Source organism: Thalassotalea piscium, assembly GCF_030295935.1.
Lineage (GTDB): Bacteria > Pseudomonadota > Gammaproteobacteria > Enterobacterales > Alteromonadaceae > Thalassotalea_B > Thalassotalea_B piscium.
Genome location: NZ_AP027362.1, coordinates 758,354 through 772,042 on the forward strand (window position 1 = coordinate 758,354; position 13,689 = coordinate 772,042).

General features: G+C 39.3%; 16 protein-coding genes. 13 read left to right on the forward strand and 3 right to left on the reverse strand.

Going from position 1 to position 13,689, the window contains the following annotated elements; genetic code table 11:
- Positions 1 to 10: 10 nt before the first annotated feature.
- From fliH to flhB, 12 genes are all read left to right on the forward strand, one after another.
- Positions 11 to 808 carry a flagellar assembly protein FliH gene (gene fliH / locus QUD79_RS03245; RefSeq protein ID WP_184426393.1) on the forward strand — a complete coding sequence of 266 codons (798 nt, stop codon included), beginning with the start codon at positions 11 to 13 and terminating at the stop codon, positions 806 to 808.
- A gap of 40 nt (positions 809 to 848) precedes the next feature.
- Positions 849 to 2,219: a flagellar protein export ATPase FliI gene (gene fliI / locus QUD79_RS03250; RefSeq protein ID WP_184426391.1), complete on the forward strand. Its 1,371-nt coding sequence runs from the start codon at positions 849 to 851 to the stop codon at positions 2,217 to 2,219.
- An 8-nt stretch (positions 2,220 to 2,227) separates the two neighbouring features.
- Positions 2,228 to 2,671: a flagellar export protein FliJ gene (gene fliJ / locus QUD79_RS03255; RefSeq protein WP_184426389.1), complete on the forward strand. Its 444-nt coding sequence runs from the start codon at positions 2,228 to 2,230 to the stop codon at positions 2,669 to 2,671.
- Between the two features lie 103 nt (positions 2,672 to 2,774).
- Complete coding sequence (locus QUD79_RS03260) at positions 2,775 to 4,811, forward strand: flagellar hook-length control protein FliK (RefSeq protein WP_184426387.1); 2,037 nt, start codon at positions 2,775 to 2,777, stop codon at positions 4,809 to 4,811.
- A 108-nt stretch (positions 4,812 to 4,919) separates the two neighbouring features.
- Positions 4,920 to 5,459: a flagellar basal body-associated protein FliL gene (fliL, locus tag QUD79_RS03265; RefSeq protein ID WP_184426385.1), complete on the forward strand. Its 540-nt coding sequence runs from the start codon at positions 4,920 to 4,922 to the stop codon at positions 5,457 to 5,459.
- A 31-nt stretch (positions 5,460 to 5,490) separates the two neighbouring features.
- Positions 5,491 to 6,558 (forward strand): flagellar motor switch protein FliM, encoded by a 1,068-nt coding sequence (fliM, locus tag QUD79_RS03270; RefSeq protein WP_184426383.1) that lies wholly within the window; start codon positions 5,491 to 5,493, stop codon positions 6,556 to 6,558.
- Positions 6,559 to 6,568: 10 nt separating this feature from the next.
- A complete protein-coding gene (gene fliN / locus QUD79_RS03275; protein WP_184426381.1) occupies positions 6,569 to 6,964 on the forward strand; it encodes a flagellar motor switch protein FliN in 396 nt (131 codons plus the stop codon).
- Positions 6,965 to 7,010: 46 nt separating this feature from the next.
- Positions 7,011 to 7,406, forward strand: coding sequence for a flagellar biosynthetic protein FliO (fliO, locus tag QUD79_RS03280; protein ID WP_184426378.1), 396 nt, complete (start codon positions 7,011 to 7,013; stop codon positions 7,404 to 7,406).
- Entirely contained in the window at positions 7,393 to 8,184 is a 792-nt protein-coding gene (gene fliP, locus QUD79_RS03285) for a flagellar type III secretion system pore protein FliP (protein ID WP_184426377.1), read from the forward strand. The genes fliO and fliP overlap by 14 nt, the downstream gene beginning before the upstream one ends.
- Positions 8,184 to 8,453: a flagellar biosynthesis protein FliQ gene (gene fliQ, locus QUD79_RS03290; protein WP_184426374.1), complete on the forward strand. Its 270-nt coding sequence runs from the start codon at positions 8,184 to 8,186 to the stop codon at positions 8,451 to 8,453. Before fliP ends, fliQ begins: the two co-directional genes overlap by 1 nt.
- On the forward strand, positions 8,453 to 9,235 hold the full coding sequence (fliR, locus tag QUD79_RS03295; protein WP_184426372.1) for a flagellar biosynthetic protein FliR: 783 nt from the start codon (positions 8,453 to 8,455) through the stop codon (positions 9,233 to 9,235). Before fliQ ends, fliR begins: the two co-directional genes overlap by 1 nt.
- Positions 9,235 to 10,365 carry a flagellar biosynthesis protein FlhB gene (flhB, locus tag QUD79_RS03300; protein WP_184426369.1) on the forward strand — a complete coding sequence of 377 codons (1,131 nt, stop codon included), beginning with the start codon at positions 9,235 to 9,237 and terminating at the stop codon, positions 10,363 to 10,365. The genes fliR and flhB overlap by 1 nt, the downstream gene beginning before the upstream one ends.
- Positions 10,366 to 10,445: 80 nt before the next feature.
- On the opposite strand, the gene QUD79_RS03305 is transcribed toward flhB, so the two are convergent.
- From QUD79_RS03305 to QUD79_RS03315, 3 genes are read right to left on the reverse strand one after another with little or no spacing between them, the layout of a single operon-like run.
- Entirely contained in the window at positions 10,446 to 10,766 is a 321-nt protein-coding gene (locus tag QUD79_RS03305) for a hypothetical protein (RefSeq protein ID WP_286289853.1), read from the reverse strand.
- Positions 10,767 to 10,796: 30 nt separating this feature from the next.
- Complete coding sequence (locus tag QUD79_RS03310; RefSeq protein ID WP_286289855.1) at positions 10,797 to 11,000, reverse strand: hypothetical protein; 204 nt, start codon at positions 10,998 to 11,000, stop codon at positions 10,797 to 10,799.
- Positions 11,001 to 11,030: 30 nt separating this feature from the next.
- Complete coding sequence (locus QUD79_RS03315) at positions 11,031 to 11,372, reverse strand: hypothetical protein (RefSeq protein WP_286289857.1); 342 nt, start codon at positions 11,370 to 11,372, stop codon at positions 11,031 to 11,033.
- Positions 11,373 to 11,546: 174 nt separating this feature from the next.
- Here QUD79_RS03315 and flhA point away from each other — a divergent pair, with 174 nt between their 5' ends.
- Positions 11,547 to 13,649 carry a flagellar biosynthesis protein FlhA gene (gene flhA, locus QUD79_RS03320; RefSeq protein ID WP_184426367.1) on the forward strand — a complete coding sequence of 701 codons (2,103 nt, stop codon included), beginning with the start codon at positions 11,547 to 11,549 and terminating at the stop codon, positions 13,647 to 13,649.
- The last annotated feature ends 40 nt before the right edge of the window (positions 13,650 to 13,689 follow it).

A 13,689-nucleotide genomic window follows, 5' to 3' on the forward strand; every position in this document is an offset into this window, starting at 1 on the left:
TGTTAGCTCTATGAAAAACTTTAATTCAAAGAACCCAGTTGATCATGTTGTTCAATTAGAAGATGACCAAGAGCTAGATGTATGGTCATTGCCGGATGTGACTCAACAAAAATCGCTCGAAAACGAAAAAACCAATGCTTTTGGTAAAAAATCAACTTGGGTGTATGAGCCACCAGAAGAGGACGAGCCGGTGCTTGCTCCTCTTACTGCTGATGAAATAGAAGCGATAAGACAAGCGGCACATGAAGAAGGCTTTAATCAAGGCAAAGAAGAAGGTTTTGTTGCGGGCTTTGAACAAGGACAAAAAACAGGCCACGAAGAAGGCGTTACTAAAGGTCATGAAGAAGGGCTTGAGCAAGGTCTTTTGCAAAGCAAAGAAGACATTGACCAGCTAACTCAGCAATGGCAACAGTTAATAGAACAGATACATCAGCCAATGCAAGTCGTTGAAGGTATGGTTGAAGAGCAACTATTACAGTTAGTAGTACAACTAACTGAAGCAATTACCTTGCACGAAGCTAAAACAAATCCAGACATTATTCTCTCTGCAATAAAAACCGGAATGAAAGCACTTCCAATACAAGAAGCACAAACAAAAATATTACTTCACCCTGATGATATTAAGTTAATTGAAAAAGAAATATCTGCTGAAGTTATCAGCGAGCAAGGCTGGCGATTATTACCGACACCTCATCTAACTCGTGGTTCTTGCCAAATAGAAAACAGCACCTCTAATATTGACCTTACAATAGAGACCAAACTAAAAGAAGTATTGGACTCATTTTTGCAAGAAGCACTACATCAGTAAATAGTGACCTAAACGTCAAAGAACCAACGGTTTTAATAATATGTTTGACACCGAAAAATTGACTAATCGGCTCAAAAACAGCCAGCGCTATGTGCATAAACATCAGTTATCAGTTGCTGGTCGCTTAGTTCGTGTTGTCGGTTTAACATTGGAAGCTGTAGGTGTGAAAGCATCGGTAGGTAGCCAATGTTTGGTCGAGACGGCACAAGGTGACTTAATCGCTGAAGTCGTTGGTTTTTCAGGTGACACCACATATTTAATGCCAGAGTTAAGCCTACGCGGTGTTTTACCCGGTGCGCGTGTTGTTCCTGTTAGTAGTAAATCTCGTGTACCGCTGTCTATGGACTTACTAGGCCGAGTTGTTGATGGTGTCGGCAAACCGCTTGATGGCAAAGGCCCGATAAAAACTGACGAAGCTGCAAACTATAATCCACAATTAATTAATCCATTATCACGCCGTGCGATATCCAAGCCCTTGGATGTTGGCGTACGCGCTATTAATAGCTTTATTACTGTGGGGCTAGGCCAACGTATGGGCCTTTTTGCTGGTTCAGGTGTTGGTAAGAGTGTACTGATGGGAATGATGACCAAAGGCACAACGGCAGATGTTATTGTTGTGGGCTTAGTTGGCGAACGTGGTCGAGAAGTTAAAGAGTTTATTGAAGAAATATTAGGTGAAGAGGGGCGTGCACGCTCTGTTGTAGTTGCTGCCCCTGCTGATAATTCACCGCTCATGCGTTTAAAAGGTTGTGAAACTGCAGTGCAAATTAGCGAGTATTTTCGTGATCAGGGCTTAAACGTTCTTTTATTAATTGACTCACTAACTCGATACGCGCAAGCTCAGCGTGAAATAGCATTAGCTGTGGGTGAACCGCCTGCAACGAAAGGCTACCCACCGTCAGTTTTTTCTAAGTTACCACAATTAGTGGAACGTGCAGGTAATGGTGGTGCAGGGCAAGGCTCAATTACCGCTTTTTTCACCGTACTTACCGAAGGGGATGACTTACAAGATCCTATTGCTGATGCTGCTCGTGCTATTTTAGATGGTCACATTGTATTATCACGAGATTTAGCTGATGCAGGTCACTATCCTGCTGTTGATATAGAAGCGTCGATTAGTCGAGTTATGCCAATGGTTACAAGCGAAGAACATCAGCAACTAGCGCGACAATTGAAGCAAATGTATTCACTGTATCAACAAAATAAAGACTTAATTTCAATAGGTGCTTATACCCGAGGTAGCGACCCTCGAATTGATCATGCGATCGAACTTAACCCCGTAATAAAGTTTTTCTTACAACAAAAAATGAATGAAATCATTCCTTATGATCAAAGCTTAAGCCAGTTACAAGAAATATTACAAGCTGCACAAGCGCATGCTCAAAGTAACACTAATCAAGCTACTAATTAGGAATTCTAATGTCGCTACAGCAATTAAATACCTTATATAAATATGAGTATGACAAAGAGCAAAAAGCAGCGCAGCAGCTACAACTTGCTGAGCAAGATTATCAGCAAAATTTATTAAGGCTTCAAAATGTGGGTGACTATCGCCTTGAATATATGAAAAGGTTAGAGCAACGTTCATTAGAAGGAATAGATAGTGCCACCTACCGACACTTTCACGCATTTATTGCCAAGCTAGATAATGCCGCAGAGCAGGTTGAAATCGCAATTACCCAAGCAAAAGCGCTGGTAGAGCAAAGTAAAAAACTATGGCTTGCACAGCGACAAAAGGTTAAGGCCGTTGAACAGTTACAACAACAAAAATTAAAGCAAAAAGTAAACCTTGAGAATAAACGGGAGCAAGCCATGTTTGATGAGTTCGCTACACAACAATACATTCGTCGACATCATCAATAGATAACAGAAAGAGTTGGAATGAAAATTGTATGGTTAGGGTAACAGGCAAATAAAGTTATAGCGCTTTACTTGCTGTAATATTACTTTTTAGCAAAGGTTTGTTATGTCATCAATGAATGTTTTAAACATAGAGAGTGTCCAATCTACTGATATTTCAGTGGTTAGTGCCGAATCTGCTTTAGGGCCTTGGAATGGAAGCTCAGGCAAATTTTCTGATTTAATTAACCAACATAAAAAAGAAAGTAGCGGCAACAGTGAGCCTAAAAGCGGCAACGGAGCCGATAAAGTAGTCACAATTGTGGCAGAGTCGGATATAAAAGAGACAAACATTGAAAATCAGCCGCCACAAAGCTCTGCTGAGGTGCTAAGTAAAGGGCCCGATGAACAATCAGATAATTTTACTACCGAGCAAAATAGTGAAAACTTACCAAATGAAACTATTGTAAATCAACAGATAACACCCATTAATGATGATGCAGAACACCTAAAGCTATTAGCGATGATAGCAACTTCCAACACATTATCTGTTGATCATAAAAACCTCAAAGAGAATGGTTTGCCCGCCACAGAAGTGCGAAAGTTAGCCGAACTGTTAGGTACAATGAAAAATTTAACCGAAGCCGAATACTCTGAATTTAAAGCTAAGTTTGAAAGCTTAGCGGGTAAAGAAACGGCGGCTTTAGCACTGCAAAAGTACAAATTTAAAACTCCAGATATTGTTATTAATCCGATACAAGAGAAAAAAGATTCCTCACTATTTGATAGCGAATCGGTTGAACAATTAGACAGTAAAGGAGCTCAATCGGGTATAAAACTCGATGAAAAAATCTCTGCTGCTATATCAGATAAAGTCGCCATTAAAGTTAATGCAACAGAAACCGTTGAAGCTAATAATAAAGTTGGTCTAAGGGGGCAATTTGGTGATGTTGTAGCGCAGTCAAAAAGTGTATCTGTAATCTTTCCTCAATCTGAGACACTTAATAGCGGTAATAATACAAATGACAATAAAGACACGAAAACGGTAAACGAGACAGTTATAAAAACTCAATTTAGTGATGTGGCAGAACATGAGAAAGTAGTAGCTGTAACGGCGAATAAACAAGACGTTACTTCTAGCAAAAACGTTGACAGTGCAACTGATAAAATAGAGAGTAAATTAAAAAGTGCTCAATTCGCCAATCAAGGTGTTTCACTAAATGAAACAAAGAATCAGTCTACAGACTCTTTTATTGCAGCGGCAACAGCAAAGGGCGTTGAGGCAACTAAAGAGGTTAATGTAAGTTTGCAAAATAACGCAAATAAAGAAAGCTCAGTAAATTTAGACCGAATATCTGGGAGCCGTAGCTTTAATCAAAGTAATGGTGAAAGCAAAGAACAATCTGGTCAAGGTAAAGCTAATAGTGAAGCAAATACTTTCAATTTAAAAGCTGATGCCATTAAAAGCGCCGCCGGTGACGCAGATAAGACTCAACCAGAGTTAAGCGTAAAGCACAGAATAGAGCAGGAAAGTAATGCTGATATTAAGCATGCTTTATCAATGTTAACACCTAAAGAAACTTCTGCATTAAAGCCAATTGAACACAGTTCACATAATATTCACTCTGCTAACTTTGTTCAGGCAGAGCAACAAGCAGCTGCTCATATTATTGAAAAATCAGCAAGTGATGCAGTTGATGCAATGACACAGAAAAAAACACTAAATTTGCATAATGAAACGATTGCCATACATCGTAAAGATTTTAGTGTTGCGGTAAAAGATAAAGTCATGGTGATGATCAGCCAAAAGTTGCAACAAATTGAAATTAGGCTTGACCCACCAGAATTAGGTAGTATGCATGTAAAAGTTAACTTACAAAATGAACAAGCCGTGGTTAGTTTCATTGTGCAAAATCAGCAAGCAAAAGAGGCACTAGAGCAAAGTATGGGGAAATTACGCGATATGCTCTCTGAAAGTGGTGTAGATGTTGGTGATGCCAATGTAGAGCAACAGCAGCAACAAGCAAGTAGTGAAGATGCTAGTACAGAACGAAACCAACATGCTGAGCATGAAAATGTTACTGATATAGACGATCAACAAAGCTTTGTTGATAATGCAAATTTGTACAAAGCTTCAGCAACTAGTATTGATTACTATGCTTAATGCTTACATATTGTTAGAAAAGACTTTTGCTGAATACGTGATCAAGTATATAGTCTAAGGTAGCATACCCTTTTAGGGGAAATACTTGAGTAATATTAAGGATTAACCATGGCAGATGAAAAAGAACTCGAATTAGAGAAACCGGGTAAGAAAAAAAAGCTAATTATCATCATAGCTGTTGTCGCGATACTAGCTATTGGTGGAGGGGCTGCATTCTTTTTTATGTCTGGTGGTGAAGATGTTTCACAAGCACAGTTAGATGCAGCGCTAGATGGTGGGCAACCTTTAGCTGAAGGTGAAGAGTCAGAAGCACAAAAAGCAACCTTGGGTAGTGCTTTATATGTACCCATGCCAAGGCCTTTTAGGTTTAATGTACCAGGCGCAGCGCGAGATCGCTTTGTAGAAATTCGAGTGCAATTATTAGTACGTGGTGGCAGTAATGAAGAAGCAGCCAAAAAGCATATACCCTTAGTTGAAAGTACTTTGCTTGCGGTATTTACACAGTCTAATGCTGATGATTTGGCCACTAGTGCAGGTAAAACTTCACTAAAGCAAAAAGCATTAGCTGAAGTGCAAAAAATTATGACTGAAGTTGAAGACGCCAAAGTAGTAGAACAAGTATTATTTACAGGTTTTGTAATGCAATAATGCATTACAAATAAATCATTAGGATTATTGAGTGAGCGATTTATTATCACAAGACGAAATCGATGCGCTACTTCACGGTGTAGATGAAGTAGAAGAAGAAGAGGTAGTCGAAGAGTCTGGCGAGCGTAAAGGCACCAGCGACTACGACTTCTCGTCTCAAGATCGTATCGTTCGTGGTCGTATGCCAACACTGGAAATGGTAAACGAACGCTTTGCTCGTCATATGCGTATTAGTTTATTTAATATGATGCGCCGAACTGCCGAAGTGTCAATCAACGGTATTCAAATGATAAAGTTTGGTGAGTATGTTCACACTTTATTTGTGCCGACAAGTTTAAATATGGTGCGTTTTCGTCCATTAAAAGGCACGGCGCTGATCACAATGGAAGCCCGATTAGTCTTTATACTCGTCGATAACTTTTTTGGTGGTGATGGTCGTTACCACGCCAAAATTGAAGGCCGTGAATTTACGCCCACCGAACGGCGTATCATACAAATGCTATTAAAGCTGATTTTTGAAGATTACAAAGAAGCGTGGTCACCGGTGATGGATGTTTCGTTTGAATATTTAGATTCGGAAGTAAACCCATCTATGGCCAATATTGTAAGCCCAACAGAAGTGGTAGTCATCAGCTCATTTCATATTGAACTTGATGGTGGCGGCGGTGACTTTCATGTAGCACTACCTTATTCCATGTTAGAGCCAATACGTGAATTACTAGATGCGGGTGTGCAAAGTGACAAAGAAGACACAGATATGCGCTGGTCAAAGGCGCTGCGTGATGAAATTATGGATGTTCCGGTTGAATTAACCACTAAATTCTTAGAGGTTGAGGTTACATTGCAGCAAATAATGGACTTTAAAGTAGGTGATATAATTCCGATAGAAATGCCAGAGCATATTACCGTCTTAATTGAAGATCTACCGTCATTTAGAGCTAAGTTAGGTAAGAGTCGTGAGAATGTGGCTTTACAAATACAAGAGAAAATTAAACGCCCAGAATCAGTGAAGTCAGAGCTGACTATTTTGACTAAAGGCGGTAAACGATTAGATAGTGATGCTGAATTACATCTGCTAGAAGATGATTTAGATTATTGAGGTTAAAAGTATGAGTGAGAACGAAGAAGACTTAGGCATGTGGGACGAAGCGATGGAAGAACAAGCCGAAGCTGAAGCCGAAGAAGCCAAACCTGTAGAGCTTGATGAGCTTAAAGAAGAGGATGCACCAATAACAGGGGAAGAAAAACGCAAACTTGATGCGATTTTAGATATTCCTGTTACCATAGCGATGGAAGTGGGTCGTAGTCATATTAGCATTCGTAATTTACTACAACTTAACCAAGGTTCAGTGGTTGAGCTAGATCGCGTAGCAGGTGAAGCACTTGACGTATTAGTTAACGGGACATTAATTGCACATGGCGAAGTCGTTGTGGTTAATGATAAATTTGGTATTCGATTAACGGATGTTATTAGTCAAGTTGAACGTATTAAAAAGCTTAAATAAAACGTTGAAATATATATTCATCTATTTGATGCTCAATGTAGCTTCAATGTCTGCTCTCGCACAAGAAGAAGCGGTACAGGTGGGTAAGCATGCTAACACTAACTTAGATGCAGGCTCGATGATTGTGTCTTTACTTATGGTGTTAGCATTAATCATTATTAGTGCCTTTATCTTAAAAAAGTTTAAATTATCCACTGAAACTGTTTCTGGAATGAAAGTGATCACAAGTTTGTCGCTTGGCCCAAAAGAGCGATTAGTGGTGGTTGAAATACAACAACAACAAGTTTTGCTTGGCGTTACTGCTCAACAAATTACCTTATTGAAAACACTAGACGAGCCAATGATTGTTGAAAAGTCTGCATCTACATCGATGAAAAATTCGATGAATAGTACGCTGTTGAAATACCTGACGAAGCAGAGTGAAAATAATGATAAAAAATAACGCATTTAGACGCATAGTTAATATTAAACTTATTGTCATTATTTCGCTGTTAGCATTGGGTTTAATCAGCCAAACTGCAATTGCTCAAGATTTATCAATGTCGGCATTGAAACTGACAACTAACCCTGATGGCTCTCAAGAATATTCGGTTACCCTTCAAATTCTAATTTTTATGACGGCGCTAAGTTTTATACCTGCGGCCGTCATTATGATGACCTCGTTTACGCGTATCGTTGTGATTATGGCGATACTGCGTCAAGCATTCGGTCTGCAACAAACACCTTCGAATCAAGTAATTATTGGTTTAACGCTGTTTATGACTTTGTTTATTATGACTCCGGTCTATAATCAAATACATGAGCGGGCAATAGCACCTTATATGGCAGATCAATTAACCTCAGTTGAAGCCATAGACAAAGCCAAAGTACCTTTACGTACTTTTATGTTAGAGCAAACAAGGATCAAAGATTTAGATACTTTAGCCAGTATGGCAGGTATAACTCAAGCGGATAAACCTGAAGACTTACCCATGACGGTAATTATTCCTGCATTTATCATTAGTGAGTTAAAAACGGCTTTTCAAATTGGCTTTATGCTATTCATCCCCTTTTTGATCATTGATTTAGTCGTGGCAAGTATACTAATGGCAATGGGTATGATGATGTTATCGCCGATGATCGTATCACTACCGTTTAAGCTAATGTTATTCGTTTTGGTAGATGGCTGGAATTTAGTGATAGGCACTATTGCAACAAGCTATGGATTAGGAGCCGTTTAATGAGCCCTGAAGTCTTTGTTGATATTCTACGTGATGCCTTATTTTTAGTTATTTTACTCGTCAGTACGATTATAGTGCCAAGTTTAATTATTGGATTAATCGTTGCTGTTTTTCAGGCTGCGACCTCTATTAACGAACAAACCTTAAGTTTTTTACCACGTTTAATTGTCACTTTACTTGCCTTAATTGTTGGCGGACATTGGCTTGTACAACAGCTGATGGACTATACTATAAGGCTTATCAATAGTATTCCTTCTGTGGTGAGCTAATGGAGTTTACCGAGTCAGTTATCAATCAGTATATGGCTGATTTTTTACTGCCTTTCGCTCGAGTGTCTGCATTAATTATGTCTATGATGGGGTTTGGCGCCCAAAATATCCCTACTCGAGTAAAATTATTTTTATGTTTAGCAATCACAGTGGCTATTATGCCTGCTATTCCACCGGTTAAAGTTGAACAGCTGCTTTCTTTTCAAACTGCATTACTTGTTGCAGAGCAAACGATAATAGGCGTAATGATTGGTTTTGTAACAATTATCGTTGTTAATACCTTTACCTTAGCGGGTCAAATTATTGCGATGCAATCAGGTTTGGGTTTTGCTTCATTGGTTGACCCTGCAAGTGGTACAAGCGTACCTGCTGTGGGGCAGTTTTTCTTAATTTTAACCACGTTGCTTTTTTGGACTATGGATGGTCATCTAGCCTACTTAAACTATGTGGTGGCGAGCTTCGAGACATTGCCTATCCCGCTTGAAAGCTTTGAAACCGTTAAATATCGAGAAATAGTTGAGTGGGGGAGTTGGATGTTTGCTACGGCTTTATCGCTAGCAATGGCGCCCATTACGGCAATGTTATTAATTAATTTTTCATTTGGTATTATGACGCGAGCTGCACCACAGTTAAATATCTTTGCGATTGGTTTTCCTATAACCATGTGCTCAGGGTTAATTATCATGTGGTTAACCATGGGGAACTTTCTAACGCACTTTGAAGCCCAATGGCAAAGGGCACTCGACTTTAGTTGTTATCTTATTAACTGTCAGGCAAGCTAATGGCTGAAGAAAGTAGTGGTGAAAAAACCGAAGAACCAACAGCAAAGAAACTTGCAGATGCCCGTAAAAAAGGGCAAATAGCACGATCAAAAGATTTAGGGACATTATTTGTGCTCGTTGGCAGCGCAATAGCTCTAATGATGGTTGGTAGCTCACTCGTTGACAGCTTATCTAAAATGATGGCACGTTTATTTAGTGTAACGCGCAAAGAAGCCATGGATGTACATGCGTTATATCAAGTAGTTAGCGAAAGCGTTTCAGCCGTATTCTCTCCATTAATGTGGATTTTCGCCATTATTATGTTAGCGGCGTTTATTGGCAATACCATGTTGGGTGGCATGAGTTTTTCGTGGGAGGCGATGGCACCTAAGTGGAGCAAGCTTTCACCTTTAGCTGGCTTTAAACGAATGTTTGGAGTACAAGCTTATGTTGAACTAGTTAAATCGATACTCAAATTTTTTGTAGTGTTTATAGTTGCTTATTTGTTATTAGATAACCTCTTCGATCAAATTCTATCGCTTAGCATCGAAGCGATACCACTGAACTTCAATCATGCGGTTGAAATGCTGTTATGGATGTTCTTAGTATTGGGCTGTTCGTTAATTATTATTGTTATTGTTGATGCACCATATCAAAAGTGGAATCATACTCGTCAGCTAAAAATGACTAAACAAGAAATAAAAGACGAAAATAAAAATACAGAGGGTAACCCTGAAATTAAAGGCCGGATCCGCCGTACGCAATACGAAATGTCACAACGACGAATGATGTCGGAGGTGCCAAATTCTGATGTAGTGATCACCAACCCAACTCATTTTTCAGTTGCGCTAAAATATGACCCCAATGGAGGTGGAGCACCGGTAGTTATCGCTAAAGGGGTTGATGAAATGGCTATTCATATTCGTACAATTGCTAAAGAGCACAATGTTGAAATTATTGCCTCACCAGCATTAGCTCGCTCTCTTTACTACACAGCAGAAGTTGATGATGAAATACCTGAAGAATTATTCGCTGCAGTAGCACAAATATTAGCGTTTGTTTTTCAATTAGCTGAGCATAAAAAAGGACAAGCTAAACGTCCGAAAGCGATCCCAAAAAACTTACCTATTCCAGATGAATTTAAGTATTAATATTATAGGTCGGCGTTTACGCCGTCAAAAAAATATGAAGAGCTTAGCAATAATTGTACTTCTATACACGGAATAGCGAATCATTGATGGGCCGAAGCCCAACCTACACATAGAAAATATTGTAGGTCGGCGTTTACGCCGTCAGAAAAATATGAAAAGCTTAGCAATAACTTTACTTCTATACACGTTCTAGCGAATCCTTGGTGGGCTGAAGCCCAACCTACACATAGAAAATATTGTAGGTCGGCGTTTACGCCGTCAGAAAAATATGAAAAGCTTAGCAATAACTTTACTTCTATACACGTTATAGTGAATCCTTGATGGGCCGAAGCCCAACCTACACATAGAAAATATTGTAGGTCGGCGTTTACGCCGTCAGAAAAATATGAAAAGCTTAGCAATAATTGTACTTCTATACACGTTATAGCGAATCATTGATGGGCCGAAGCCCAACCTACACATAGAAAATATTGTAGGTCGGCGTTTACGCCGTCAGCAAGATATGAAAAGCTTAGTAATAATTGTACTTCTATACACGGAATAGCGAATCCTTGATGGGCTGAAGCCCAACCTACACATAGAAAATATTGTAGGTCGGCGTTTACGCCGTCAGAAAAATATGAAAAGCTTAGCAATAATTGTACTTCTATACACGTTATAGCGAATCATTGATGGGCCGAAGCCCAACCTACACATAGAAAATATTGTAGGTCGGCGTTTACGCCGTCAGAAAAATATGAAAAGCTTAGCAATAACTTTACTTCTATACACGTTATAGCGAATCCTTGGTAGGCTGAAGCCCAACCTACACATAGAAAATATTGTAGGTCGGCGTTTACGCCGTCAGAAAAATATGAAAAGCTTAGCAATAACTTTACTTCTATACACGTTATAGTGAATCCTTGATGGGCCGAAGCCCAACCTACACATAGAAAATATTGTAGGTCGGCGTTTACGCCGTCAGAAAGATATGAAAAGCTTAGTAATAATTGTACTTCTATACACATTATAGCGAATCATTGATGGGCCGAAGCCTAACCTACACATAGAAAATATTGTAGGTCGGCGTTTACGCCGTCAAAGCTCAACTGAAAATTTTGGCATATTAACCGTATTTCATCTTAGTTGGTCTGAATATTGCTGTTTGCTTGTATGCGTCAAAATTTTATCGTGTGTATTAAATGCAACTAGCAGCTCATTTTAATAAAATAAAACAAAAAAAATTCAGTTATTTAACTGGAATGGGAACGCCATTGTTAGTGATGGCCATCCTAGGCATGATCATTCTTCCGATGCCATCATTCTTACTGGACATTCTATTTTCATTTAATATTGCCTTATCATTGGTGGTTTTACTGATCACTGTTTATACCCTAAAGCCGCTTGATTTTGGCTCTTTTCCCGCCGTTTTATTAATTGCGACAATTTTAAGATTAGCGCTAAATGTAGCTAGTACTCGAGTCGTACTACTCGAAGGGCACGAAGGCCCTGGTGCTGCAGGGAAGGTGATTGAAGCCTTTGGCTCGGTAGTTATTGGTGGCAATTATGCTGTTGGTTTAGTGGTTTTTTTAATTCTTATTATTATTAACTTTATGGTTGTTACTAAAGGTGCAGGGCGAATTTCAGAAGTAACCGCGCGTTTTACCTTAGATGCAATGCCAGGTAAGCAAATGGCGATCGACGCTGACTTAAATGCTGGTTTTATTACTGCTGAGCAAGCAAGAGAACGTCGTGTAGAAGTAACAAGTGAAGCTGATTTTTATGGGTCTATGGATGGTGCAAGTAAGTTTGTTAAAGGTGATGCTATTGCCGGTATCTTAATTTTAGTGATTAATATTACCGGTGGGTTAGTTATTGGTATGGTTCAACACGACTTATCCTTTGATAGTGCGGTTGAAATATATACCCTGTTAACCATTGGTGATGGCTTGGTAGCTCAAATTCCTGGTTTATTACTTTCTGTTGGAACCGCAATTGTAGTTACCCGTCAAAATACTACACAAGACATGGGGCAGCAAGTTAGTAACCAGCTCGGTCAAGAAAAGTCACTGTACATTGCTGCAGGCGTTATGTTTGTAATGGGTATTGTCCCAGGAATGCCTAATTTTACTTTTATCATGTTTGCATTATTTATTGCAGGTGGGGCATATTTTAGTAATAAATTAAAAATTGCTAAAGCGTTAGAGCTTGTTGAAAAAGAACAGGCTGACATAGTAGAGTCAAAGCAGCAAGATGCTGAAGTGAAAGACTTAGGTTGGGACGATGTAAATCATGTTGACATTATAGGGTTAGAAATTGGCTATCGATTAATTCCACTTGTAGATAAAGGCCAAGGCGGAGAGCTACTCAATCGCATCAAAGGCGTAAGAAAGAAACTATCACAAGAGTTTGGCTTTTTAGTTCCTGCGGTTCATATTCGAGATAATTTAGATCTTGATCCTAACTCTTATCAAATATCACTGATGGGAGTCGCCATTGGCGAAGCTGAAATTCGCCATGATCATGACCTAGCAATTAATCCAGGTCAGGTATATGGTAAGCTTGATGGTATTGCTACTAAAGACCCTGCCTTCGGATTAGATGCAGTTTGGATCACGCAAAACCAAAGAGAGCAAGCACAGTCATTAGGTTATACTGTTGTTGATGCTGCAACAGTATTAGCGACCCATCTAAGTCAAGTGTTAACCAATAATGCTGCTCAACTACTTGGTCATGAAGAGGTGCAAAACTTACTCGATTTATTAGCGAAAAACTATCCTAAATTAGTTGAAGGATTAATTCCTGATACGCTGACTCTGGGAACAATCGTTAAAGTATTGCAAAACTTAATGAACGAAGGGGTAGCGGTTCGTGATATGCGCAGCATAGTTCAAACGTTAGTTGAGTACGGACCAAAGAGTCAAGATCCTGAAATATTAACAGCAGCAGTGCGCATAAGCTTACGAAAATTTATCGTGCAAGAGCTTGTTGGCTCTGACATTGAAGTACCTGTCATAACATTGTCGCCAGAGTTGGAACAAATGTTGCACCAGTCAATGCAAATGGCGGGAGATGATGGTGCTGGTATTGAACCTGGACTTGCTGAGCGACTACAACAGTCTTTGACTGAAGGGGCGCAGCAACAAGAAATGGCCGGTGAAACACCCATTTTATTAACGTCAGGAATATTAAGAACAGTTATGGCCAAATTTGTTAAATATACCATCCCAGGATTACGAGTAATTTCATATCAAGAAATACCGGATGATAAACAAATTAAAATTGTAAGTTCAATTGGTCAGTAGTCTGATAATTCAAACCGAAAATATAGCTAGTGTGATAAGT